Source organism: Sulfitobacter sp. TBRI5, from assembly GCF_051013555.1.
GTDB lineage: Bacteria > Pseudomonadota > Alphaproteobacteria > Rhodobacterales > Rhodobacteraceae > JL08.
Window position 1 is genome coordinate 1,227,627 of sequence record NZ_CP112884.1, and the last position, 20,692, is coordinate 1,248,318.

20 protein-coding genes are annotated in these 20,692 nt (G+C 56.2%); 12 read left to right on the forward strand and 8 right to left on the reverse strand.

Features of this window, described 5'->3' with window-relative positions; translation table 11 throughout:
- Positions 1-128: 128 nt before the first annotated feature.
- The 4 genes from OLX72_RS06325 to OLX72_RS06340 all read left to right on the forward strand — a co-directional run bounded on the left by OLX72_RS06325 (position 129) and on the right by OLX72_RS06340 (position 3,030).
- Positions 129-659 (forward strand): invasion associated locus B family protein, encoded by a 531-nt coding sequence (locus OLX72_RS06325; RefSeq protein ID WP_114871975.1) that lies wholly within the window; start codon positions 129-131, stop codon positions 657-659.
- A 125-nt stretch (positions 660-784) separates the two neighbouring features.
- Positions 785-1,963 (forward strand): 23S rRNA (adenine(2503)-C(2))-methyltransferase RlmN, encoded by a 1,179-nt coding sequence (rlmN, locus tag OLX72_RS06330; RefSeq protein WP_114871974.1) that lies wholly within the window; start codon positions 785-787, stop codon positions 1,961-1,963.
- A 3-nt stretch (positions 1,964-1,966) separates the two neighbouring features.
- Positions 1,967-2,719: a DsbA family protein gene (locus OLX72_RS06335; protein WP_114871973.1), complete on the forward strand. Its 753-nt coding sequence runs from the start codon at positions 1,967-1,969 to the stop codon at positions 2,717-2,719.
- 98 nt (positions 2,720-2,817) lie between these two features.
- On the forward strand, positions 2,818-3,030 hold the full coding sequence (locus OLX72_RS06340) for a hypothetical protein (protein WP_254684669.1): 213 nt from the start codon (positions 2,818-2,820) through the stop codon (positions 3,028-3,030).
- Positions 3,031-3,036: 6 nt separating this feature from the next.
- Here OLX72_RS06340 and OLX72_RS06345 read toward each other — a convergent pair whose 3' ends face one another.
- The gene (locus tag OLX72_RS06345; RefSeq protein WP_433990070.1) at positions 3,037-3,879 is read right to left on the reverse strand and encodes a TIGR00730 family Rossman fold protein; all 843 of its coding nucleotides are present in this window, start codon (positions 3,877-3,879) and stop codon (positions 3,037-3,039) included.
- A 122-nt stretch (positions 3,880-4,001) separates the two neighbouring features.
- On the opposite strand from OLX72_RS06345, the gene dapD reads away from it, so the two are divergent.
- Positions 4,002-4,829: a 2,3,4,5-tetrahydropyridine-2,6-dicarboxylate N-succinyltransferase gene (gene dapD / locus OLX72_RS06350; RefSeq protein ID WP_114871971.1), complete on the forward strand. Its 828-nt coding sequence runs from the start codon at positions 4,002-4,004 to the stop codon at positions 4,827-4,829.
- A 43-nt stretch (positions 4,830-4,872) separates the two neighbouring features.
- Positions 4,873-5,199: a hypothetical protein gene (locus OLX72_RS06355; RefSeq protein ID WP_114871970.1), complete on the forward strand. Its 327-nt coding sequence runs from the start codon at positions 4,873-4,875 to the stop codon at positions 5,197-5,199.
- A 13-nt stretch (positions 5,200-5,212) separates the two neighbouring features.
- Here OLX72_RS06355 and OLX72_RS06360 read toward each other — a convergent pair.
- The 4 genes from OLX72_RS06360 to OLX72_RS06375 all read right to left on the reverse strand — a co-directional run bounded on the left by OLX72_RS06360 (position 5,213) and on the right by OLX72_RS06375 (position 9,850).
- Positions 5,213-5,964, reverse strand: a protein-coding gene (locus tag OLX72_RS06360) for an IS5 family transposase (RefSeq protein WP_433988765.1) whose coding sequence is annotated in 2 segments (ribosomal slippage) — positions 5,213-5,631 and positions 5,631-5,964 — 753 coding nt in all. Because the reading frame shifts where the segments join, the coding sequence is not laid out codon by codon here.
- A 90-nt stretch (positions 5,965-6,054) separates the two neighbouring features.
- Entirely contained in the window at positions 6,055-7,110 is a 1,056-nt protein-coding gene (locus OLX72_RS06365; RefSeq protein ID WP_433990071.1) for a transporter substrate-binding domain-containing protein, read from the reverse strand.
- Between the two features lie 45 nt (positions 7,111-7,155).
- Entirely contained in the window at positions 7,156-8,244 is a 1,089-nt protein-coding gene (locus OLX72_RS06370; protein ID WP_114871968.1) for a Hint domain-containing protein, read from the reverse strand.
- A gap of 4 nt (positions 8,245-8,248) precedes the next feature.
- Positions 8,249-9,850, reverse strand: a complete 1,602-nt coding sequence (locus OLX72_RS06375) for a Hint domain-containing protein (protein WP_433990072.1) — start codon at positions 9,848-9,850, stop codon at positions 8,249-8,251.
- Positions 9,851-10,131: 281 nt separating this feature from the next.
- Between OLX72_RS06375 and dapE the strand changes: the two genes are divergently transcribed.
- The 3 genes from dapE to rnr are packed head-to-tail and all read left to right on the forward strand — an operon-like array spanning position 10,132 to position 14,197.
- A complete protein-coding gene (dapE, locus tag OLX72_RS06380; RefSeq protein WP_114871966.1) occupies positions 10,132-11,277 on the forward strand; it encodes a succinyl-diaminopimelate desuccinylase in 1,146 nt (381 codons plus the stop codon).
- Between the two features lie 49 nt (positions 11,278-11,326).
- Complete coding sequence (locus OLX72_RS06385; protein ID WP_114871965.1) at positions 11,327-11,932, forward strand: TIGR04282 family arsenosugar biosynthesis glycosyltransferase; 606 nt, start codon at positions 11,327-11,329, stop codon at positions 11,930-11,932.
- A 12-nt stretch (positions 11,933-11,944) separates the two neighbouring features.
- The gene (rnr, locus tag OLX72_RS06390) at positions 11,945-14,197 is read left to right on the forward strand and encodes a ribonuclease R (protein ID WP_114871964.1); all 2,253 of its coding nucleotides are present in this window, start codon (positions 11,945-11,947) and stop codon (positions 14,195-14,197) included.
- Here rnr and OLX72_RS06395 read toward each other — a convergent pair.
- Complete coding sequence (locus OLX72_RS06395) at positions 14,194-14,592, reverse strand: DUF1801 domain-containing protein (RefSeq protein WP_254684668.1); 399 nt, start codon at positions 14,590-14,592, stop codon at positions 14,194-14,196. The genes rnr and OLX72_RS06395 overlap by 4 nt on opposite strands.
- Before the next feature lie 192 nt (positions 14,593-14,784).
- Here OLX72_RS06395 and OLX72_RS06400 point away from each other — a divergent pair, with 192 nt between their 5' ends.
- Complete coding sequence (locus tag OLX72_RS06400) at positions 14,785-16,083, forward strand: lytic murein transglycosylase (protein ID WP_433990073.1); 1,299 nt, start codon at positions 14,785-14,787, stop codon at positions 16,081-16,083.
- Here OLX72_RS06400 and OLX72_RS06405 read toward each other — a convergent pair.
- Together OLX72_RS06405 and OLX72_RS06410 are read right to left on the reverse strand one after the other, a co-directional pair.
- Positions 16,080-17,477, reverse strand: coding sequence for an aspartate aminotransferase family protein (locus tag OLX72_RS06405; protein ID WP_114871963.1), 1,398 nt, complete (start codon positions 17,475-17,477; stop codon positions 16,080-16,082). The two genes, OLX72_RS06400 and OLX72_RS06405, sit on opposite strands and share 4 nt — an antisense overlap.
- 91 nt (positions 17,478-17,568) lie before the next feature.
- Positions 17,569-18,264: a GntR family transcriptional regulator gene (locus tag OLX72_RS06410; protein ID WP_114872498.1), complete on the reverse strand. Its 696-nt coding sequence runs from the start codon at positions 18,262-18,264 to the stop codon at positions 17,569-17,571.
- 143 nt (positions 18,265-18,407) lie between these two features.
- Here OLX72_RS06410 and OLX72_RS06415 point away from each other — a divergent pair, with 143 nt between their 5' ends.
- Positions 18,408-19,493: a polyamine ABC transporter substrate-binding protein gene (locus OLX72_RS06415; protein ID WP_205389009.1), complete on the forward strand. Its 1,086-nt coding sequence runs from the start codon at positions 18,408-18,410 to the stop codon at positions 19,491-19,493.
- Between the two features lie 69 nt (positions 19,494-19,562).
- Complete coding sequence (locus OLX72_RS06420) at positions 19,563-20,690, forward strand: ABC transporter ATP-binding protein (RefSeq protein WP_114871961.1); 1,128 nt, start codon at positions 19,563-19,565, stop codon at positions 20,688-20,690.
- Positions 20,691-20,692 lie beyond the last annotated feature (2 nt).

The following is a 20,692-nucleotide window of genomic DNA, read 5'->3' on the forward strand; positions in this document are numbered from 1 at the left end:
GCCTGTGGCAGGTTTCAGGCTAGTGTGCTTCTGTCGAAAAGAAAACGGGTTGATACGATCAGACAGCCGGAACAAGGCTGCAAAAACGCGTTTGAAGTTGAGGATTAGGACGGCTGGAGGCTGGACAAATGGGAATTAAGTTAGCGGGCGCAATTTCGGGGCTGTGTTTGGCGGTACTGGGCAGCAGTGCCTGGGCGCAAGAGCAAAGCACAAACCGCGTCGCGGCCAAAACGGACTGGAGCGTTTTTGTAGAAAGCGACCCAAAGGAATGCTGGGGCGTGTCATCCCCCAAGGAAACGGTCAATACGCGCGATGGCCGCATTGTTGCTGTACGCCGTGGCGATATCCTGTTGTTCGTGTTCTATCGTCCGGGTGCCGAAGTGAAGGGCCAGGTTACATTCACGGGCGGATATCCGTTCAAACCCGGTTCCACGGTCAATCTTGATATCGGTGGCACCGAATTCGAACTGTTCACCGAAGATGAATGGGCATGGCCGGCATCAACGGCGGATGACGCGAAAATCATCACGGCGATGAAGCGTGGCGCACAGGCTGTTGTCACGGCCGTATCGTCAAAAGGCACCCAGACCAAGGACACCTTTTCGCTTTTGGGTTTCACCGCCGCACTGGAAGATGCTGAAAAGCGGTGCGAGGGCTGATCCAGCCCGGCTACCAAAAGCTATGACCAGTCTAGCAAAAAATGAACGCGGCTGATGCCGCGTTTTCTTTTGATATTTCAGTCTGACCCTATATAGAGGCACATTGCTGAAAACGGAGAGTCCCGATGTCTGTAAAGGCGCCGATCACACAGGATGTACATACGATCCCGCGGAAACTGCCCGAGGGGCCGATAAACCTTGTCGGGCTGACCCGCGCGGCATTGGCGGACACACTGGTGGCCCACGGCACGCCGGAAAAACAGGCCCGGATGCGCACGCGCCAGATCTGGCAGTGGATTTACGAAAAGGGCGTGCGTGATTTTGACCAGATGACCAATCTGGCAAAGCCCTATCGTTCAGAACTGGCCCAGCATTTTGTTATTGAAGTTCCCGAGGTGGTAACCCGTCAGGTCAGCAGTGACGGCACCCGCAAATATCTGGTGCGCATTGCCGGCGGTCACGAGGTCGAGGTTGTGTACATTCCCGAAGAAGGGCGCGGCACGTTGTGCATCAGCTCTCAGGTCGGGTGTACGCTGACCTGTTCGTTCTGCCATACCGGCACGCAGAAACTGGTGCGCAACCTGACTGCCGGGGAAATAATCGGCCAGGTGATGATCGCACGCGATGATCTGGGCGAATGGCCCGAGCCGGGCAAAAGCCCCAATGTCGAGGCGCGGTTGCTGTCCAACATCGTTCTGATGGGCATGGGCGAACCGCTTTACAACTTTGAAAACGTGCGCGACGCGATGAAAATCGCCATGGATCCCGAAGGCATTCAACTGTCGCGCCGCCGCATTACACTGTCGACTTCGGGTGTGGTGCCGGAAATCGCCCGCACCGCGCAGGAAATCGGCTGCCAGTTGGCGGTGTCCTTTCATGCAACAACGGATGAAGTGCGTGACACGCTGGTTCCGATCAATAAACGCTGGAACATCGCCGAGTTGCTGGATGCATTGCGCACCTATCCCAAGGTCAGCAATTCGGAACGGATCACGTTTGAATACGTCATGCTGCATGGCGTGAATGACAGCGATGAAGACGCACACCGTCTGGTCAAACTGATCGAGGGCATTCCTGCCAAGATCAACCTGATCCCGTTCAACGAATGGCCCGGCGCGCCCTATAAACGATCCTCGAACAACCGGATCCGGGCGTTTTCGGAAATCGTGTATCGGGCGGGCTATGCCAGCCCCGTACGCACGCCGCGCGGCGAAGACATCATGGCCGCCTGCGGACAATTGAAATCCGCCACCGAACGGGAACGCAAATCGCGCAAGCAGATCGAGGCCGAGGCCGGGCTTTGACCGGTGGCGCTGCGCAGACGGGATATTCTGGGGTCCACTGCGGTTCTGCTGGCAGTTTTTGGCATACCGCCATTGTGGCGACGCGCATTTCCGTCTTTTGATTTTGTACCGCTGGACGGGTTTCCCGGATTTCGGAAACTGGATCAGGGGCCGGTTTCATCAGGGCCGGTTGCCCTGATCGGGCTGGATGCACCGGACCCATCGATTGCAGCGGAACGGGCCGAATTGCTTCAGACGCCCTGCGCCGCGCTGTACGAAAATCACACTCCGGAAGACGGTCTGCCGATTGCCGTGTTTTCGGATTACAACTGCCCCTATTGTTTTGTGCTAAGCGAACGATTGATCCGACTTGAGGAAAGCGGAGCACCAATCCGGCTGGTCTGGTACGAACTTCCATTGCTCGGGGACCGTTCCGACAGGTCGGCCAAAGCTGCGCTTGCGGCGGCTGAGCAGGGGCAATACATCGCCGCGCACCGTTACCTGATGCGCAAGGTGTTACCGCCCGGTCCTTTTGGTTTGCGCCAAATGGCGCAAGAGCTTGATCTGGACCCCGATAAACTGCTGCGCGATGTCGGCGGTGAACCTGTTGCAAGCAGCCTGCGTAAATCCAAGGCGCTTGCCAGTGCCCTGGGCGTGATCGGAACACCGGCAACCGTGATTGGCCGGACACTGGTTCTGGGTTCGATCAGTCCCACAAATCTGGATCAGTTGATTACACTGGAAGCGCAAGACGGCCCGTTTCGTTGCCTTAATTGATTGCAGGATGCCCCTGAATTGCCCTGTTCGCGGACGATAAAGGCCATTGTGAACCGCAATGCTGTGCCCAGTAAAAGGTAATCAAAGGACCAAACCTTATGTCGATGGTAAACAAAAACGAATCGTTCGAAGCCGAAAAAATCCTGAGCCTTGTCACGCAGGAACGCTCCAAGGCCCTGTCGCCCCGCGAATGGCGCCACCGTTTGGCCGGCTATGGATATGGCATCGAAAACACCACCGAGGGCATGATCGTTACCAAACTGCCCTTCGGAAACGCGCTTTGCATGGTGCCGCACGCCGCCGCAGCCTGATCTGGCCTAACGACCGGGCAGGTTGTCGCGCGCGGGCGCTGGCTCCCAGTTCTCGATGAGGTCTACCGCTTCGGTCGCGGTTTCCACAAAACGGAACAGATCAAGATCTTCGGCGGAAATCGTGCCGGCGTCAGCCAGCGCTTCCCAGTTGATGATCTTTTCCCAGAATGCGCGGCCAAACAGCAGAAATGGCACGCGCTCCATACGCCCGGTTTGGATCAGCGTCAGGGATTCGAACATTTCGTCCAAAGTTCCGAATCCGCCCGGAAAAATGCAGATTGCCTTGGCCCGCATGAGAAAGTGCATCTTGCGGATCGCAAAATAATGGAAATTAAAGCACAGATCCGGCGTCACATATTCATTCGGGGCCTGTTCGTGTGGAAGCACGATGTTCAACCCGATTGATGCGCCGCCTGCGTCGATGGCACCACGGTTTCCGGCTTCCATCACACCGGGGCCACCACCGGTGACAATCACATCCTCCCGGCCATAGCTCTGGACAGATTTCAGCGTCATCAACCGCGCGAATTCGCGTGCTTCGTCATAGAATTTCGAAAGATCGGCAAGCGTTTTGGTGCGGGCGCGGTCCTTGTGCGCAGGTTCGGGAATGCGCGCCCCCCCGAACAGTACAACTGTGCTTTCGATCCCGCGTTCATCAAGGATCATCTGGGGTTTGAGCAGTTCCAGTTGCAAGCGGACCGGGCGCAATTCATCCCGACACAGAAAATCGGGATCCGCAAATGCCAGTTTGTACGCCGGAGCACGCGTTTGTGGGGTATTGGGAATACCTTCGGCCGTTTCAATATCGGTATGCGCGTCCCGAAACGGGCTGTGGCGGTCTTCTTTCATTCTGTGCACCTATGTTTTCCAGCCTGCGAACCTATCGCGAAAGAGGTGAATTGCCCAGAGTGTGATTGCAAGGTTTCACATGATGGTGTCTAAGCCGTTCGCAGCACAACAAGGGGTTAACCATGTCCAACGCTCAACTGGAAACCGCAATCGAAGCCGCATGGGATGCGCGCGATACAATTACGCCGACAACAGGCGGTGAAACGCGTGAAGCGATCGAAGACACGCTGAACGCCCTGGACAGCGGCGCGTTGCGTGTCGCCGAACGCGGGACAGACGGCAACTGGCACGTCAACCAGTGGGCCAAAAAGGCCGTGTTGCTTGGGTTCCGGATCAAGGACATGGAACAGCAGGATGGCGGCCCGCAGGCCGGCGGCTGGTGGGACAAGGTAGACAGTAAATTCAAAGGCTGGGGCGACAACCAATGGAAAGCCGCAGGATTTCGGGCCGTTCCGAACTGCGTTGTCCGCAAAAGCGCTTATATCGCGCCGGGCGTCGTGTTGATGCCGTCCTTTGTAAACCTTGGGGCCTACGTGGACAGCGGTACAATGGTGGACACATGGGCCACAGTGGGGTCATGCGCCCAGATCGGCAAGAACGTGCATTTGTCGGGCGGCGTGGGCATTGGTGGTGTACTTGAGCCGATGCAGGCCGGACCAACCATCATCGAAGACAACTGTTTCATTGGCGCACGATCCGAAGTTGTCGAAGGGTGTATTGTGCGCGAAGGATCGGTTCTGGGCATGGGTGTGTTTATCGGGCAGTCCACCAAGATCGTAGATCGCGAAACCGGCACCGTCACTTATGGCGAGGTGCCGCCCTATTCCGTAGTGGTCGCAGGGTCTATGCCGTCGAAAAACGGGATCAATCTGTACTGCGCGGTTATCGTCAAAAGAGTAGATGCGCGGACTCGGTCAAAAACCGGTATCAACGAATTGCTGCGCGACTAGAATATACCGGTTGCGCCACAGCCGCGACCGACAGGAGTAGAAAATGGGCGATAAGAAACCAAGCCGGCAGCAGGTTTACACTCTTGTCGTGCAGATCGGCCGCAAAGAAGGCGATGGCCTTCCGGATAAGGCGACAGGTGCCGCACTCATGTGTTTTGCATCCGGCATAGACGAGGCGGAAGCTGTTCGCGAAACTGTCGCCATTCTGAAACAAGCGGATACAGCGCCACTGGATGTCACCGGCTATGGCACTTTGTCAGAGCGAGAGGCCGAAGGGCATGACATTGATGAGGATGAGCGGCAACTGATGCAACGCGCGCTGGACGAAAACGCCGTGATCATTGCGCAAGTCACGCCATTTTTTGACTAGGGGCTGTTGACGTTCACCTGATGTGAATGATTGTAGCGGCGATCGAGATGAATGCTTTGAAGCTGGGGTCTGTTTTGCACGAGCGCATAGCTATCCCTCTGTTTTCCTTCAGTTTGCCAAAGTAGTTTTCGATCAGGTGCCGCCATTTGTAGGTGTCTTTGTCGAACTCCGCCGGGAACTTCCGGTTGGACTTCGGCGGAATGACCGGAGTGATGTCGCGATCCAGCAGGTCATTGCGCAGCCAATCCGCATCAAAGGCCCTGTCCGCCAGCAGGTGCCCGGCAGACAGATTTCGGATCAGTGTATCGGTCTCGCGCAGATCATGGGCTTGTCCGGGCATCAGGCAAAAATCGACGAGGTTGCCGAGCGCGTCCGTCAGCGCCAGTATCTTCGTGGTTATCCCCCCGCGAGAGCGCCCGATGGCCTGGCAAAGAGTCCCCCTTTTGCGCCTTGGCCAGAGCGGTGAACCTTGACGATGGTGCCATCGATCATGGCGTATTCGAGGTCGGCGTCTGAGGCTAATACTTTGAACATATGATAGAAAATATCTGCCTTAACCCACCTGCGGAACCGCTTGAACACAGAGTTCCACTTGCCGAATTCGTCCGGCAACTCGCGCCATTGTGCCCCAGTGCGAACGATCCAAAGGACGGCTTCCACAAACAGGCGAGGATCGCGCCCAGTTTGTCCCGGGTCTGTGGGTTTTCCAAGACAATACGGGTCGATGATTGTCCAATGCGCATCGGTCAGGACTCTTCGGGTCAAGGCTGCTCTCCTCTGTTTGCAACCTTGAATCAGAAGTTAAGTGATTTGGGAATCCCGAACGTCAACAGCCCCTAGTTGGACAAGCGCCCCTTAGGGGCTTTTACCGAACCATTTGCGGTAAATTTCTTCATATTCACCGTTTTCCCGCAGGGTCAAAAGCGCCTGATTCACATCTTCGACCAGCGCACTGCCGGATGGCAGGGCAATGCCGTAGTTTTCCCGCATGAACACCGCACCGGCCAGTTCGCCGACAGAGTTTGTTTCAGTCGCGATATAATAGGCCAGAACAGGCGCATCGAAAACAACGGCGTCCAGTTCCTGCGCTTCAAAGGCGGCCAGCAGATCATCAAGCGTTGTAAACGCAACATAGTCCAGATCGCGCCGTTCCATGAAACTGGCCGACGTCGAATTTTCGATTGTGCCGACCTGCTTGCCATAAAGATCATTAAACGAATTCACCGACCCGTTGATGGCCTCGACCGTCATGGCCGACGTGATGTGGGCCACGAAAATCGACACGATGAAAAGCGAGGAAATCACCAGAAGAACGCCAAACAACCGGCCGAAAACCGTTCGCGGCACCCGTTCTTCGAACCCGCCGTTCACGACAAGGTTCAGCGCCCACCAGAACGACGGAAACAGGGCATCGGATGCGCTGCGATCAAAGTAAGGCTGCGCACGGCGTTCAAACCGCCACATCAGCATTCCACCCGCCAACAACATGGCAAATGCCGCCAGCACGGCCAGGACAAGTTCGACCGAGGCGACAGCCCGCCAGATGGACGGGCCTGTTGACGCCTGCTTTTGCGTCATGATCTGCAAACCGGATTCAAAAATCGGGTGGCTGAAATCCATTTTGGCTTCGCGCGCGGATGTGATCGAAATGTTGGCGATCGCGGCATCCGCTTCGCCGTTCTGGACTGAATCGAGCATGTCCGAGAACCGATCATGGCGCGTGATGGTAAATTCCTGCCCGATGGTTTCAGAAAGAGCCTGCCAGAGATCGATGGAAAAGCCGGTCTGCGCCCCATCGATGTTCATGGAGAACGGTGGCCGTTCAACAGTGCTGATTGTCAATGACTGCGCCGAGGCCCAAAACGGCCAGATCAGAACAAATGCCAAGACTTTGAAAAACATGAACCGCATATTGCCCCGTACGTCAAAGCTGATGCGTAATCAAGACGGTCGAAACTATGCCGCGCGTTGTTCCGCCAATGTAATTGCGTCGAACCATCGTAGAACCGGAAATGCAGCCTGTCCGTGTTCAGGCAAATCATTGCGGTTCACGTTTGCAAGCACACTGGCCTTCAGCTCATCCGGCTTACGACGCAAGCGCCCGATATAAAGGCTTTCGGCTGATGCACCCGCAAGCATCATGGCTTCGTGTTTTGGCAGGATCACTTGTGTGTAGGTTATTGTTTGGGAAAACTGCTGTGGCAAGGCAACCGTACCGTTCACAAGATGCCGCGCGGGTACAAGAACCGCTTCACGACCAAAAAGGTATTCCACCTCTGATCCGCGGATCACCAACCGTTGGTCCGGGGCCACGATGATATCCTGCTGAAGCCCGAAATAGGGCGCGCGCAGGCGGATGGGCGCGAAACTTCCCCGTGCGGGCACGGTGCGTTTTACGGTATGCAGCACCGGCACAAGGCCTGTCTGCTCTGTCCGAACAAGATCACCGCGCTTCAGGTTGCCGGCACGCACATGTCCTTTGGATGTTTCAATCGGCGCGGATCGGGTGAGTGTTGGCATCGGACCGATTGGTTCAATCTGGTCTGACAGCGCGAAAAACACCACGTCTTCGGAAATATAGCGCTGGTGATGTGCAAGAAACAGATCGTGCAAATCCGCAAGCGGAAGCGGTTTCGGGTTCGCCACGCTGACCATGTGAACATCAATACCTTCCGGTCGTTCAATTGCGAGCCGTGCCCAGCGTTTCGGCGCATCCCATGCATAGGTTACGCGCACAACATCCGTGCGCACCGCGCTGTTTTGCAGGATCGTCGCATGGGTGATTTCCCCGTTCTGTGCGATCACGAGGGTCAGCCCGCCGCCGGGAATGGCCTTGAGCGTCAGCGCTGTCAGCCAGCCATCCCGCCCCCTGAATGCAAACAGATCCTGTGGTCTGCCATCCGGCGAAAGCCGTGTTTCGATCAGCAGGGTTCCCCTTGCCAACAACCCATCCGGTTCAATTCCAGCCTTTGGCCCATCAGCGGTGCCAAGACCGGTCAGCGTGAATTCCTGACCGTCATGATCTGCAAGTGCCAGCCACGCCATCGTCTTACGCCGCCTTCTGTCTGGACATCAGAACCTGCGCTTCGAACTGGCGCAGCGTGCGGCGCGCGGCCGCGATGTATCCAGAGCCGGTTTCGGGGTCAATCTCGGGGAACAGGGCACAGATTTCTTCTACAATATCCCGTTCAAAACTTTTCGTGGTCTGTGGCCCCGGTAGAAAGCTTTCCGTTGGTAATCCTTCGGAAAAGACCACTTGATGTTCATCGAACAGGATGTGCACGTACGTGACTGTTCCGCCGGTTCGGGGGCGCACAGAGTAGTCGTTGACCAGATCCTTGGCAGCAACCAGCACCTCGGCATCTCCGAACAGAAGTTCGGCCAGACTGTCACGGATCAGAACCCGGTGTTGCGGAGACACCAGCAAATCCTTGTGCGTTCCAAAGGTATTCGCCCTTATGTGAATGGGGGCAAACGCGCCTTCGGAGTCGACGGTGCGCTGACCGACCCACCGTACCGGCTGATGCCCGTTGTCATGGGTTACAACCAGCGCGCCGGGCGCAAGGGATTCTACCGGTACCTCACCGTCCGGTGTCAGGATCAAAGTGCCGGCCACAAAGCACGGGATTGAACTGACATTGACAAAAGCAATATCAGAATTGGTTCCGCTGTCGGCTTTGTAGGTAAACGCGAAGTCTTCGGTATCGCCGTCACCCACAATTTCCAGAGTGCCGTCCGCATTCAGAGACACTGTTTGCCCGGACGTCAGCGTCACGGTGTCACCCACACCGACAGGTTGGCCGTTGATCTCGGTTATCGTCAGCGTGCTGCCATTGTCGATATCGTTGGCCAGCACGTCCAGCGTTCGCGTCCCTGTCGGAAACAGATTGGTGCTGTCATCCTGCGCGATAATGTCGGTCTGGATGCTGTTGCCCGCGATCAGAAGATTGGAATCGTAGCTGTTGTCCGACACATCGGCGATACCGATGCGGATCGAATTGATCTGGTTCGGCACCACGTTCATTTTCAGGGTCATGGTAACGGTGAAACCGTCCATTTCCGTGTTGAACTGATCGCCTGTATTGTCTTGGTACAGGTTGGCGTTGCTGTTGGAATTGACATTGCCCGGGTCGGCATCACCGTTGCCCAGTGACAGTTCTACCTGTGCGCCGTTGACCCATACGCCAACGAAATCCTGATATACCGAATTCTGGAATTCCGGGTATTCTTCGGACGCAAACACAAACTGCATCGTCATCACGCTGCCTGTGGGAATGAAATCAACATCCAGATAAGCCGCATCAAACGTATTGGCGCCGGCCGCGGCGTTGAACAGCGGGTCGTTGTTGTCGCCGCTGGTATTGGTTGACGTATTGCCGCGCACGTTGGTGTTTGAAGACCCATTAGAATTCGTAAAATCACGCACGCGACCGGTGGACAGGATCACGCCACTATCGCCCGGCGTAACACCCGGTGACGTCGTGTTCCCGCCGGTAAAGATACCCGAAGACCGGTTGTCGCCATCATAATCAGGGGCATCGCCACCCGGTACCGACGCGGTGATGATCGTTACGCCCGTGCCAAAAATAGCTTGCGCCATTTGCAGGGCAGACGCCGATTCATTGATCGAAAGCTCTGTCGCCGTTGCCATGTCTGCCCCTACTCGAACCAACAAGAGACAGCACACGCATCAGCACAGGGTTTCTTCCCCGTGGTTTCGAATAGAAAACAACTGTGTTTTCAACGGCTTGTTTCGGCCTAACTGCTGATTGCCCTGCCTCGGGTCATATTATTGCCAGAATCCTAGCACGAAGATTCCCGCTCTGTTAAGGGCTTGTTGACCATCAGGTGTGATTGCACGCGCCATTTTGGCCACAATTGCATCATGCGCGTTACGGATTTACCCACGGCGTTGGAAGAAAGAGGATATCCATGACAGATACAGACGCTGCCGACCTGACCGCAAAACTGATCCGGTGCCCATCTGTAACACCCGTTGAAGGTGGCGCGCTGGTGTTGCTTGAAAGCGTTCTGAGCGAGGCCGGTTTCGAATGCACGCGCGCAGATCGCGGTGACGTCAGCAACCTGTTTGCCCGCTGGGGGCCACGTGGTCATGCCCGCACTTTTGGCTTCAACGGCCACACCGATGTCGTTCCACTGGGTGATGAGGCCGCCTGGTCGATGGCGCCTTTTGGCGGTGAGATCAAAGACGGGTTCATGTATGGCAGGGGCGCGACAGATATGAAATCAGGCGTCGCGGCCTTTGCAGCGGCGGCGATGGATTTCGTTCGAAACACACCGCCGGACGGCGCGATCATTCTGACCATAACCGGCGACGAGGAAGGCGCGGCCATCGACGGCACGACTGCCTTGCTGGACTACATGAAATCATCCGCAGAACAGATGACGGTGTGTCTGGTCGGCGAACCGACCTGTCCGGATGTATTGGGCGAAATGATCAAGATCGGACGCCGCGGTTCCCTGACGGCATTTTTCACCGTGACCGGTGAACAGGGCCATTCGGCATATCCCCATCGCGCCAACAATCCATTGCCGGCTATGGCCAGGCTGATGGATCGCCTGTCAAGCCACACGCTGGACACCGGAACACAGCATTTCGACCCGTCCACGCTGGCCGTAGTCACAATCGACACCGGAAACCCGGCAACGAACGTTATTCCCGCGTCGACACGATCAACCGTCAACGTGCGCTTTAATGATAGCCATACAGGACAAGGCATAACCGACTGGTTGTTGCAGGAAGCCGAAAAGGTTGCGCAGGAATTCGGCGTGACGATCGACACGATGGTCAAGGTTTCGGGCGAAAGCTTTATTACGCCGCCGGGCGAATTGTCGGACCTCGTTTCCGGGGCAGTCGCGTCGGAAACAGGTATCACGCCGGTCTTGTCCACCACCGGCGGCACGTCGGACGCCCGGTTTGTCAAGGATCACTGTCCTGTTGTTGAATTTGGCCTTGTCGGAAAAACCATGCACCAGGTCGATGAACGGGCCGAGGTGGCGCAAATCCATCAGCTGAAATCGATCTACACCCGGATTTTGAAGGATTATTTTGGCTAAAGCACGCGCCTTTCAAACGCGCTGTCGTTCGGCATCTGGACAGTAAGCAATGCGGCGAAAAACTCTGGTTGTCATGGTCAAGGAACCGCGCCCGGGGCGCGTGAAAACGCGGCTGGGGCACGAGATAGGGATGACAAGGGCCGCATGGTGGTTTCGCCATCAGGTTGCGTTCTTGTTGCGGTCGGTTGCGGACCCAAGATGGGATATCGTTTTAGCGGTCACACCTGATAGGGCTGGATTGGCCAGCCGGGTCTGGCCGGCGCACCTGCCGCGTCTGGCGCAGGGCGCGGGCGATTTGGGCGACCGGATGCGTCACATATTTCGCAGCGCGCAAAAAGGCCCCGTTTGCATTATCGGTGCCGACATTCCCGGCATTCGGCGCCAGCATATCAATGCCGCATTTCGCGCGCTTGGCAATCACGATGCTGTCTTTGGGCCGGCCACTGATGGCGGGTTCTGGCTTGTTGGTCTGAAACGGCCCGCCCCTGTTCCGCCAGCCTTGTTTGCCAATGTGCGCTGGTCCACTGAACACGCCTTGTCTGACAGCCTGACAGGATTGAAAGATGCGCGCGTTAGCAAAATAGATGTCTTGCGGGACGTCGACACAATGGCCGATCTGGCGTGTTTTGCGCATGACGGCGCGATTAGGCCGTGATACGCAAGCAGCATGGCTCGTATCCCCACAAAACCCGAGATTCTGGAATGGATTTCCAACAATCCGACCCTGACCGCCAAGCGCGATATCGCCAAGGCATTCGGGATCAAGGGCGCTGCCCGAATTGATCTGAAACGGGTGCTGAAAGAACTGGAAGCCGAAGGGCATCTGGAAAAAAGAAAAAAGACCTATCGCGATCCTGATCGTCTGCCCCCGGTAAGTGTTTTGCAGGTTCTTGCCCCTGATGCTGACGGAGATTTGTTTGCACGCCCTCTGGAATGGCACGGTGAGGGCGTCGAGCCCATCGTATTGATGGTGTTGCGGGCATCCGATCCGGCGCTGGGCGAAGGTGATCGCATTCTGGCCCGTCTGACCCACGTGCAGGAAGAAGACCACAATTACGAAGCCCGTTTGATCCGCCGGATCGGAAGCAACCCCAAAAGAATACTGGGCGTGTTTCGCAAGAAAGCGGAAGGCGGGCGGATCCTGCCCATCGATAAAGGCCGCGAAAGCGAATGGGTTGTCCCTGACGGCGCGACCAACGGCGCCAAGGACGGTGAACTGGTCGAAGCTGAACAATCGGGCCCCAAGGACAGGTTGGGGCTGCCGCGCGCCCGCATTGTCGAACGGTTGGGCGATCCTTCCGCGCCGCGCGCAGTGTCGCTGATTGCAATCCATCAGCACGGAATCCCCGATGATTTTCCGGACGAAGTGATTGCCGAAGCGGATGCTGCCAAACCGCAAGGTTTGAACGGGCGACAGGACTTGCGGGATTTGCCGCTGATCACCATTGATCCATCCGACGCGCGCGATCATGACGATGCTTGTTTTGCGCAGGCTGATGACGACCCCAAGAACCCGGGTGGTTATATTGTCTGGGTGGCGATTGCAGATGTTGCCGCCTATGTCACATCAGGATCGGCGCTGGACCGCGAGGCGCGAAAGCGCGGCAATTCCAGCTATTTTCCGGACCGCGTTGTTCCGATGCTGCCAGACCGTTTGTCGGGCGATTTGTGTTCGCTGCACGAAGGTGTCCCGCGCCCTTGCGTGGCCGTTCGGATGGTTCTGGATGCACACGGGCGCAAACTGAGCCATCGTTTCGTGCGGGGATTGATGCGGTCGCCCGCGTCGCTGAATTATCAGGAAGTCCAGAACGCCATTGACGGAACCCCGAACGAAAAAACCGCGCCATTGCTTGATACGGTTCTGAAACCGCTATTTGCCGCCTACCACGCGTTGGACAATGCCCGGAAACTGCGCCAACCACTGGATCTTGAACTGCCGGAACGCAAAGTTGAGCTGGGCGAGGACGGCACCGTCAAGTCAGTTCAATTCCGCGCACGTCTTGATGCGCACAAACTGATCGAAGAATTCATGGTGCTGGCCAATGTCGCCGCAGCAGAAACCCTGATCGCAAAAAAATCGCCGCTGCTGTTCAGGGTACACGAAGAACCGACACCCGAAAAACTTGAAAGCCTGCGCGATACGGCGCAAGCGGCAGGTTTCAATCTGGCCAAGGGTCAGGTCCTGAAAACCAGCCACCTGAACCGGCTGCTGAATGATGCTGCGGGAACAGAAGAAGCCGAACTGATCAATCTTTCGACCCTGCGTTCGATGGCGCAGGCCTATTACAGCCCTGCAAATTTCGGCCATTTTGGTCTGGCATTGCAACATTACGCACATTTTACGTCACCCATCCGGCGCTATGCCGACCTGATTGTGCATCGCGCTTTGATCAGTGCGCACAAGTGGGGTGATGATGGCCTGACACCGGATGACATTGAACGACTGGATGCCACCGCTGCACATATTTCGGATACCGAACGCCGGTCGATGATGGCGGAGCGGGATACCAATGATCGCTATCTTGCATCCTATCTGTCTGAGCGCGTGGGTAACGAATTTACCGGACGCATCAGCGGGATTGCGCGGTTCGGCGCTTTTGTGAAACTGGATGAAACAGGTGCTGACGGGCTTGTGCCGATCCGTTCCTTGGGGCGCGAGTTTTTTCATTTCGATGCCAAGAACGGCACATTGATGGGGTCGGATACCGGATTGACGATCAGCATCGGGCAACGCGCCACTGTACGCCTGACCGAAGCCGCCCCTGTGACCGGTGGAATCGGTCTGGAACTGCTGACGCTTGATGGAAAAGCACTGCCGAAAGGGGTTTCCCCCGCAGGTCGTTCACCCCGCCGCAAGATCAGCAAGGCCAAACGCAAAAGCGACAAGACAAAGCGCAAGCTGACGCGGTCGCGCCGCTAAAGGTGGTAGGTCAGCGCGTGCCGGATCAACAGCCCGTGCCGGGCAGGATCAATCTGGTGAACAGCGTCAAAAAGCACCGCGCGATTGCCAACAATCCGGTCAAGCCCGGGAAACGTTGCCGCGAACCCCGAAATGATATCGGTCTGGCAATGCGCGAATAGTGCAAAGCTGGCCGACTTTGGCACACCAAGACGCAGGGTAGAGCCTGATTTTGTAACCGGCGTCAGATAGGCGGGCTGGCCCCATTTCAGCGTTTCTTCTATCGGGCCGACTTCGGGCAGGCGTGCAGCCGTCTTGAAGATCAAAGCGCGCAATTCCATCAGACCGGCCACGGCGCTTTCGGGCATGGATTGAAATGCTGCTGCAACTGCGTCTGTTGAAAACGGTTGGGTCACGGGACGCGCCACCACTGTTGCACATGAACGGCAAAAGGAACCGAATGAAATCCCTTTTGACAAGTGTAAATGATCACCACCTGCATATCAAATTCCGGCTTCGGCAAAGGACCGCGCTTGATCATAATTGCGCCTTTCGCGATTCAGTAAGGCGCGCTAACATTGGGCCGAGCAGAAAAAAACGGTGCAAAAATGCGTTGGACGATATGTGGAATCGCGGTTCTGTCGGCGTTGGCAGTGCAATCAGTTCACGCTTCGGCGGTAGAACAGTCAATTCGCCCCGAAAGCAGACCTGATACCAGAACAGCCGCGAAAATGGTCAGTTTGGCGTCTGAAAAGGCGCCCGATCAAGGGTTGGGCGAGAGTGGATCCGAGGCCGGGTTTCAAAACTGGGTCGCGGCATTCAGATCAAGAGCAGTCAGCCAGGGCATTCAAAGTGATGTTCTGAACCGTGCATTTGACGGCGTGCGCTATGATGGCGCGGTGATCCAGCGCGACCGAAACCAATCGGAATTCACCAAGACGATCTGGGATTATCTGGACAGTGCTGCGTCTGAAACCCGCATCGCCAATGGAAAAAGCGCGCTGCGCGACAACCGAAAGATTCTTGAACAGATCGAGGCCAAATTCGGTGTCGACAAGGAGATCGTTGTAGCGGTCTGGGGCCTTGAAAGCGCCTATGGTCACTTTCGCGGAGAGAATGACATCATCCGGTCGCTTGCAACACTTGCCTATGACGGTCGGCGCGGTGCGTTTTTCGAAGAACAACTGATCGCGGCCCTGAAAATATTGCAAAGTGGAGATACCGACCCAAGGCAGATGACCGGCAGTTGGGCTGGCGCCATGGGGCACACGCAGTTCATCCCAACATCCTATCTGTCTTATGCGGTTGATTTTACCGGTGACGGCAAACGCGATATCTGGTCAGAAGACCCCAGTGATGCGCTGGCATCCACGGCAGCGTATCTGGCAAGATTCGGTTGGGTAAAAGGCCAGCCCTGGGGGGTCGAAGTAAAACTGCCGCGCGGGTTTGATTATGCGCTGGCGAACCGCGAATTATTGAAATCCCCGTCGGCTTGGGCCCGGCTTGGCGTTGTCAGCATGGCCGGGACGGCGGTTCCCGACTATGGGCAGGCCTCCATCCTGTTGCCTGCGGGCGGGCAAGGTGCGGCCTTCATGATCTTCAAGAATTTCAGCGTTATCGAACGCTATAACACCGCAGATGCCTATGTGATCGGCGTTGGCCACCTAAGTGATCGCATCAAAGGCGGCCCTGCAATTCAGTCAGACTGGCCCAAAGGCGACCGCGCGCTGACCTATGATGAGCGCAAGGAAATGCAACAGCGCCTTACCGGCAAAGGCTTTGATACCAAAGGTATCGACGGAAAAATCGGGCCGAAAACAATTGATGCCGTCCGAAGCTTCCAACGCAGTGTTGGAATGGATCCGGACGGCTATGCGTCTTTGGCCCTGCTTGAAAAGCTGCGTTAGGACGCAGCTTTTAGCAGGCCGTCCGCTTTGATCCGGCTGTAACATTCATCCAGCGCAACCGTCGCACGTGCGACCAGCGTATCAATCTCGTCCGGTGTCATGACCAGTGGGGGCGAAATGATCATGCGGTCGCCGACATGGCGCATCACCAGATTGTTGGCAAAGCAGCGCTCGCGGCAGATATATCCGATTGTACCTGCTTCGGATGCAAACCCGGCGCGGCTTTCCTTGTGTGGGGTCAGTGCGATTGATCCCATCATGCCGACGATGTTCGCTTCGCCGACCAGCGGATGATCCAGCAACGCTTTCCATTTCGTTTCAAGATGCGGGCCGGCAACGTTGCGCACATGCTCAAGAATTTTTTCTTCTTCAAGAATACGCAAATTCTCGAGCGCGACCGCTGCTGTGACCGGATGGCTGGAATAGGTGTATCCATGATTGAATTCGCACGCCCCGATCACTTCGGCGATGTCATCGCTGACGATCGAGCCGCCAATCGGCTGATACCCCGAACTCAGGCCCTTGGCGATTGTCATGATGTCCGGACGAATGTTCAGGGTCTGGCTACCGAACCAGTTACCGGTCCGGCCAAAACCGCAAATCACCTCGTCGGCGATCAGCAGGATATCATGGGCATCGCATATGCGCTGGATTTCCGGCCAATAGGTTGACGGAGGAATAATCACGCCACCAGCACCCTGGATAGGTTCAGCGATAAACGCCGCGACACGGTGTTCACCCAGTTCATGAATGGCCTGTTCCAATTCGCGGGCACGGGCCAGACCGAATTCTTCGGGGCTCATGTCGCCGCCTTCGGCCCACCAGTTGGGTTGTCCGATATGGTGCACATCGGGAATCGGAAGACCGCCCTGGGCATGCATGCCTGACATGCCGCCAAGGCTTGCGCCCCCCAGCGTTGAGCCGTGATAGGCATTGTGGCGGCTGATGATCACCTTCTTGTCGGGATGACCCTTTTGCGCCCAATAGGTGCGCACCATGCGAATGTTGGTGTCGTTCGCTTCAGATCCCGAACCGGCATAGAACACATGGTTCAGATGTTCCGGCGCCAGTTCGGCCAGCTTTTGCGACAGTGCGATTGCCGGCACGTGCGTGGTTTGAAAAAACGTGTTGTAATAGGGCAGTTCACGCATTTGCCGCGCCGCCACGTCAGCCATTTCCGTCCGGCCGTATCCGACGTTGACACACCAAAGACCCGCCATTCCGTCTAGAATTTCGTTACCTTCACTATCCGTCAACCAGACACCGTTGGCCCGGGTAATGACGCGCGCGCCCTTTTCGGCAAGTTCGTCCTGCGTCGTGAAGGGATGCATATGGTGGGCAGCATCCAGCGCCTGAAGTTCTGCAGTTGGCATGTGATTCGAAATTACGGGCATGGGAAAAGCCTTTCTAGATTCGGGGGCATCGCGTTGTCAGTTACTCTAGCTGACAGCCAGAATATGATCAAATTAATAAGTGTCAATCGAATCAGCTTCGGAGGGCAACGGCCTCTAGAACGTCGCCGATCTGGCTCATTCCCTGCTCAACATCATCGCTCATGGCCTGCGCTGCGCGTTCGGAATCCCGGGCGCGCAGCGCATCCAGCAGTTCGTGATGTTTGTCCGGCAGATTCTGCGTTCCGAATCGGCCGCACACAACACGAAGCGAAGGACCGAACCGCAGCCAAAGCCGGTCAGCCACCGCCGCCATAACCGGCGCATCCGCCATGGCATAAAGCGTCGTGTGGAACCGGTAATTATGCTCCAGATATCCGTTTACATCGCCGTTCGAAATGGCCAGATCCAACCCGTTATCGATCTTCATCAACACCTCGACCTGCGCTTCATCAACCCGGCAAACGGCGCGGCGCGTCAGTTCCGGTTCAAGAGATTTCCTCATAAAAGCAATCTCTTCTATACTGTCGGGGGTCAATTTAGGGACGCAGACACGGCGATTGCCCAAAAACTCAAGCGCGCCATCCGATGTCAGGCGCCGAATGGCTTCGCGCACCGGAGTCATGCCGGCACCCAGCGTTTCGACCAGGCCCTGTATCGTGACCGCCTGACCGGGCGCGATATCACCGAACAAAATTCGGCGGCGCAATTGCCGGTACACCACTTCGTGCGCAGGCAGGTTTGCGCCCGTCGCCATCTGCGTCTGTGCCTGGTTTTTAAGCATCGTCATTTCGGCCTGCCCTGTCTTGCTGCAACGTGTATTGCGCATCGCTGCACTGCATGGAAACATAAATCATCTTGCCCCAAGACGCAAAACTTGATCAAATATAATCTGATCGGGCAAAAAGTCCGGCAACCCAATGGGAGTATATCATGAAAAATGTGACACTAACGCTGACAGCATCGCTATTGCTGAGCGCCGCGGCTGCGACGGCCGAGGAAGTGCGAGTTTACAACTGGTCCGACTATATCGACGAAGCCTTGCTGACCCAGTTCGAAGAAGAAACCGGCATCAAACTGATTTATGATGTTTTCGACAGCAACGAGGTTCTGGAAACCAAAATGCTGTCGGGTGGTTCGGGATATGACGTTGTCGTTCCTTCGGGCACCTTTCTGCAACGCCAGATCGTTGCCGGTGCTTTCCAGCCTTTGGACCGTTCGCAACTGCCCAACATTGAAAACATGTGGGACGTTGTTGAGAAAAGAACCGAACAATACGACCCCGGCAACACGCATTCCATCAACTACATGTGGGGCACCACAGGTATTGGCGTGAACGTTGGCAAAGTAACCGAAATTTTGGGCGACGATGCTCCGATCGATTCTCTGGAATTGGTCTTCAACCCGGAAAACATGTCCAAACTGGCAGAATGCGGCGTGCATTTCCTGGATGCACCGGCGGAAATGATACCGGCGGCGTTGAAGTATCTTGGCGAAAACCCCGATAGCCAGGACCCCGATGTCATTGCCAAGGCTGAACCGGTGCTGATGGGTGTGCGCCCCTATGTGCAGAAATTCCACAGCTCGGAATATATCAACGCACTGGCAAACGGCGATATCTGCGTCGCATTCGGCTGGTCGGGTGACATTCTTCAGGCGCGTGATCGCGCGGCCGAAGCCGACAATGGTGTGGAAATTGCCTATAACGCCCCGACCGAAGGTGCGCTGATGTGGTTTGACCAGATGGCCATTCCGGTTGATGCGCCAAACCCTGCCGGAGCGCACAAGTTCCTGAACTTTATCATGGACGCGCAAAACATGGCTGCTGCATCGAACTACGTTTACTATGCAAACGGCAATGCGGCGTCCAAAGAGTTTCTGGAAGACGATGTGATCGGCGATCCGGCGATTTACCCGAACGAGGCAACGCTTGAAAACCTGTATACAACGACGCCTTACTCCGCCAAGGTTCAGCGCGGCGTGACGCGTCTTTGGACCAAGGTCAAATCCGGGACCTGATACGGTCTGACAAGAAAAGGGCAGGCGACACAAGAAGCGCCTGCCCCATACTGACCAAAGGGGACAAAGATGAATAACAAAGTGTTCGCGCCTTGGGACGATCCCGACGCAAAACCTTTGATCCGGTTTCAGAACGTTACCAAAAGATTTGGCGATTTCACCGCGATCGAAGACCTGACACTGGATATCTTCGAGCAAGAGTTCTTTGCCCTTCTGGGCCCGTCCGGATGCGGAAAAACCACCCTGATGCGGATGCTGGCCGGGTTTGAAACAGCCAGCGAAGGGGCTATTCTTCTGGCCGGGCAGGATATCGGACCGGTGCCGCCGAACAAGCGGGCGGTGAACATGATGTTCCAGTCCTATGCGCTGTTTCCCCACCTTACGATCTTTGAAAATATCGCCTTCGGATTGCGGCGCGGCAACATGCCCAAGAACGATATCATCGACCGTGTCGAAGAGATGCTGAAACTGACCCGGTTGGAAAAATTCGCCCAGCGCAAACCGCACCAGATTTCCGGCGGACAGCGACAGCGTGTGGCGTTGGCGCGATCGCTGGCCAAGGCGCCAAAGCTTTTGCTGCTTGATGAACCTTTGGGTGCGCTGGATAAAAAGCTGCGTCAGGATACCCAGTTCGAACTGATGGATATCCAGGAAAAAACCGGCACGACCTTTGTGATTGTGACCCACGATCAGGAAGAGGCCATGACAGTGGCCAGCCGCGTTGCTGTCATGGACGAAGGCCGCGTGGTGCAGGTGGCAACCCCGGACCGGATCTACGAGACACCCAATTCGGTCTATGTGGCCGACTTTATCGGTGATGTGAACCTGATCAAAGGCACTGTCAGCCCTGCCGGTAAAAACATGTTCCATCTGAACTGGAGCGAGTCACAGCCGCCTTTGAACGCATCTTCAACCCTTTCCCTTTCGGAAGGTCAGGAATGCCATCTTGCCATCCGGCCCGAGAAGGTGACGATTTCAACAGAAAAGCCCGCAGAAGCCGAGAACGCAGTTCAGGGCAAAATTCTGGACATCGCCTATCTGGGCAACCTGTCCACGTATCACGTGGAATTGCCGTCAGGCGACATCATCAAATCGCAAATGGCAAACACAAGACGCATCGCGCGGCGCAGCTTCACTTGGGAAGACCCCGTCTGGATTTCATGGACCGCCACCGCCGGCGTTCTTTTGGATCAATAACG